Annotated in this window: 4 protein-coding genes; 3 read left to right on the top strand and 1 reads right to left on the bottom strand. The window is 67.5% G+C overall.

Features of this window, described 5'->3' with window-relative positions:
- Positions 1–91 precede the first annotated feature (91 nt).
- Positions 92–652, bottom strand: a complete 561-nt coding sequence (locus ACWDS7_RS47470; protein ID WP_451934674.1) for a DUF4352 domain-containing protein — start codon at positions 650–652, stop codon at positions 92–94.
- Positions 653–1,159: 507 nt separating this feature from the next.
- Between ACWDS7_RS47470 and ACWDS7_RS47465 the strand changes: the two genes are divergently transcribed.
- From ACWDS7_RS47465 to ACWDS7_RS47455, 3 genes are all read left to right on the top strand, one after another.
- Positions 1,160–2,023, top strand: a complete 864-nt coding sequence (locus ACWDS7_RS47465; RefSeq protein WP_451934673.1) for an ABC transporter substrate-binding protein — start codon at positions 1,160–1,162, stop codon at positions 2,021–2,023.
- Between the two features lie 3 nt (positions 2,024–2,026).
- Positions 2,027–2,878, top strand: coding sequence for an amino acid ABC transporter permease (locus tag ACWDS7_RS47460; RefSeq protein ID WP_306857902.1), 852 nt, complete (start codon positions 2,027–2,029; stop codon positions 2,876–2,878).
- On the top strand, positions 2,875–3,398 hold a 524-nt coding region (locus tag ACWDS7_RS47455; RefSeq protein WP_451934672.1), incomplete at its 3' end, for an amino acid ABC transporter ATP-binding protein. The genes ACWDS7_RS47460 and ACWDS7_RS47455, both read left to right, overlap by 4 nt.

Here is a 3,398-nt window from a genome sequence, read left to right as displayed (position 1 = left end):
CTGTCAAACACACACATGTCGCGGTGTTCGCTGTTTCAGAATCGCATAGTGGACGCGGGGGCCCGCCCTTCCCGGGCGGAGGCCGCCCGGTTCAGGTCAGGGGCACCTTGACGCCGTCGGTGGTCCCGCCGACGCCGAGCGGCGGGTCGCCGAACAGCTGGACCGCGGCGACCTTGGCCTCCTTGGGGATGTCGAACCACAGGTCCAGCTCGATCCTGACCTCGGCCCCGAGGGGGAGGGTGTCGGGCTGGCGCTTGATGGCCTGGGCGAACCTGTCGATGCCGAAGGTCCTGCCGTCGGTGGTGATGAGCTTCTGCCGCTTGGCGTCGAAGCGGGAGTTGGCGCGGCCGGGGTTCTCCACGACGATCCGCACGACCACGTACTGGCCCTTGGCCTGCCATTCGGCGTGGGTGCCGAAGAAGCCGCTCATGCCGGTCTGCAGGCCGATCACCTGGAAGCGGCCGTCGCCGTCGGTCACGGGCGCGGCGCGGACCGGGCGCTCGCCGGGCCGGACCGGGCGCGGGGCGAGCTCGTAGGAGGGGGTGGGCGTGGCGGGGGCGGCCGCCGGCCGCGGCGGGGCCGGCCCGGTGCAGCCGGTGAGGAGGGCGCCTGCCAGGGCGGCGCCGGTGAGCCGCATCAGGGGGTTGCGCACACCGGGCAACGTAACCGAGTCGGGTCCCGGAGATCAATGCGTCGGCGGCGATGGGAAAGCGCCCGCCGGGACGGCCGCGGCGTCACCGGCCCCCGTGGGTGAAATAAGAATATTTCTAAGGTTTGCCGCTTTTAGGGAGATTGGCGGTACGGCCGCGGGATCGCCGTCCCGTACGCGGGAGTCCACCCCCCGTGGGGAGGGCCCCGTTTCCCGGGGCGGCGCGGTGAAACATGCCTGAAGTGCAGATATAGGCTATTTTCATGTTCCGTGGACTCGATCCGACAGGTCCGAGGCCACGACGGTCGGCTCAAAGGGGAGTCGTTGACCATTCGATGAACGGGTGCGTCACGATCAACACCGCGAACAGGGTATTGATCAGACGACTCCGAGTGTGGTTGTTGTCCGAATTGTGTCGCATCGGTGATCTGCATGGCCATGCAGGTGGGGCAGCATCACCAGCACTTAGGTAGCTGTTCGAGATGCGACATTGACCGTAAGGAGGCCTTCGTGGGCCTGAGTTTTGTTTCCCGCCGTGCGCTCGCGGTGGGCGCGATGGTCGTCGCCGGTGCGCTCGGCCTGTCCGCCTGCGGCGGTGGCGGGACCACCGGCGCGAGCACGAGTGACGGTGCCTCGTCCAGCGCCCCCGCCGCCGCGGGTGGTCCCAAGCTGGTCACCCCCGGCAAGCTGACCACCTGCACCAACCTTCCGTACGAGCCCTTCCAGTTCAAGGAGGGCAACAAGGTCGTCGGCTTCGACGTCGACATCGTCGACCTGGCGGCCAAGAAGCTCGGTCTGACGCAGGAGATCGTCGACATCGACTTCGCCGTCATCAAGAGCGGCGCGGCGATGGCCGCCGGCAAGTGCGACGTGGCCGCCGCGGGCATGACCATCACCCCGGAGCGCAAGGCGAACATCGACTTCTCCGTGCCCTACTTCGACGCCACCCAGGCGCTGCTGGCCAAGAAGGGCCTGGGCGTCAAGACGTTGGAGGAGATCAAGGCCAAGAACCTCAAGCTGGGCGCCCAGGCCTCGACCACGGGCCTCGACTACGTCAAGAAGCAGGGGCTCGACCCCAAGGAGTTCGCCGACTCCCCCAAGGAGCTGCTGGGCCTGCAGTCCGGCCAGGTCGACGTGATCGTCCAGGACCTCCCCGTCGTTCTGACCTGGCTGAAGAAGCCGGAGATCGCCGACAAGTTCGAGCTGGTCGCCAGCCTCGACACCGGCGAGCAGTACGGCATCGGCCTGAAGAAGGGCGCCGACCCGGTCCTGCTCAAGACCATCAACGACTCCATCACCGAGGCCAAGTCGGACGGGACCTACGACCAGATCTTCGTGAAGTGGTTCGGCAAGAAGCCCGGCGAGCTCGGCTGATCCATGACCGACCAGTCAACGACGGCTGAGCCGTCCGGTCCCGCCGGGGCTCCCCCCGGCCGGACCGGGCTCAGCCCCCGTAAGAAGCAGCAGATCAGCCGGATCGTCCAGTACGTCGTGCTGGCGGCCGTCGTGGTCTTCCTCGCCCTGCGCATCGAGTGGGTCAAGCTCGGCGAGAACTTCGCCAAGCCCGAGGTGGCGGAACAGACGCTGCCGGACGTGTTCACGATCGCGCTGAAGAACACGATCATCTACTCGGTGGGCGGCTTCGCCTTCGCCTTCCTGCTCGGCCTGCTGTTCGCGCTGATGCGGATGTCGTCGGTGCGGCCCTACCGGTGGATCGCGATCGCCTACATCGAGATCTTCCGGGGCCTGCCCGCGCTGCTGATCTTCTTGTTCATCCTGTTCCTGCCACTGGCCCTGCCGGGCTTCGAGGTGCCCGGCGGCACCTACGGACAGGGCATCCTGGGCCTGACGATCGTCGGCTCCGCCTACATGGCCGAGACGCTCCGCGCGGGACTGCAGGCGGTGCCCAAGGGGCAGATGGAGGCGGCGCGCTCACTGGGCATGTCGCACGCGCGCTCCATGGTCACCATCGTCATCCCGCAGGCCGTGCGCATCGTCATCCCGCCGACGACCAACCAGTTCGTGTCCCTGCTCAAGGACTCCTCGCTGGTGCTGTTCCTCGGTGTCTCCGGCGAGTACGTCGAGCTCACGAAGTTCGGCAACGACATGGCCTCGACCCACGCCAACGCCACGCCGATCCTGGTCGTCGGCGTGACGTATCTTCTGGTCACCATCCCGCTGGGCTACCTCGCGTCCCGGCTGGAGAAGCGTCAGGCGAAGGGACGGTGACTCCGGTGAACCACGCGGTCGAGATCCGTGATCTGCACAAATACTTCGGCAAGCTGGAGGTGCTCAGGGGGATCGACTTCGCCGTCGACCCCGGCCAGGTGGTCTGCGTCATCGGCCCCTCGGGGTCGGGCAAGTCCACCCTGCTGCGCTGCGTGAACCTGCTGGAGCAGCCCACCTCGGGCAAGGTGGTCCTGGAGGGCGTCGAGCTGACCGACCCCGACGTCGACCTCGACGCGGCCCGCCGCCGGGTCGGCATGGTCTTCCAGCAGTTCAACCTGTTCCCGCACATGACCGCGCTGCAGAACGTGATGATCGCTCAGCGGCGGGTGCTGAAGCGGGGCAAGGCGGAGGCCGAGAAGGTCGCCAGGGAGAACCTGGAGAAGGTCGGCATCGCCGCCAAGTGCGACGCCTACCCGGCCCAGCTCTCCGGAGGCCAGCAGCAGCGTGTGGCCATCGCCAGGGCACTGGCGATGAACCCGGCGCTGATGCTCTTCGACGAGCCCACCTCGGCGCTCGACCC

The sequence above is a fragment of the Streptosporangium sp. NPDC003464 genome, from assembly GCF_053588315.1.
Note: the sequence above shows the minus strand (reverse complement) of the source record. Positions and strands in the feature narration are given on the sequence as shown.

Coding starts and splice junctions, on each gene's coding strand:
- ACWDS7_RS47460 (WP_306857902.1), top strand. CDS start 2,027: ATGACCGACCAGTCAACGACGGCTGAGCCGTCCGGTCCCGCCGGGGCT.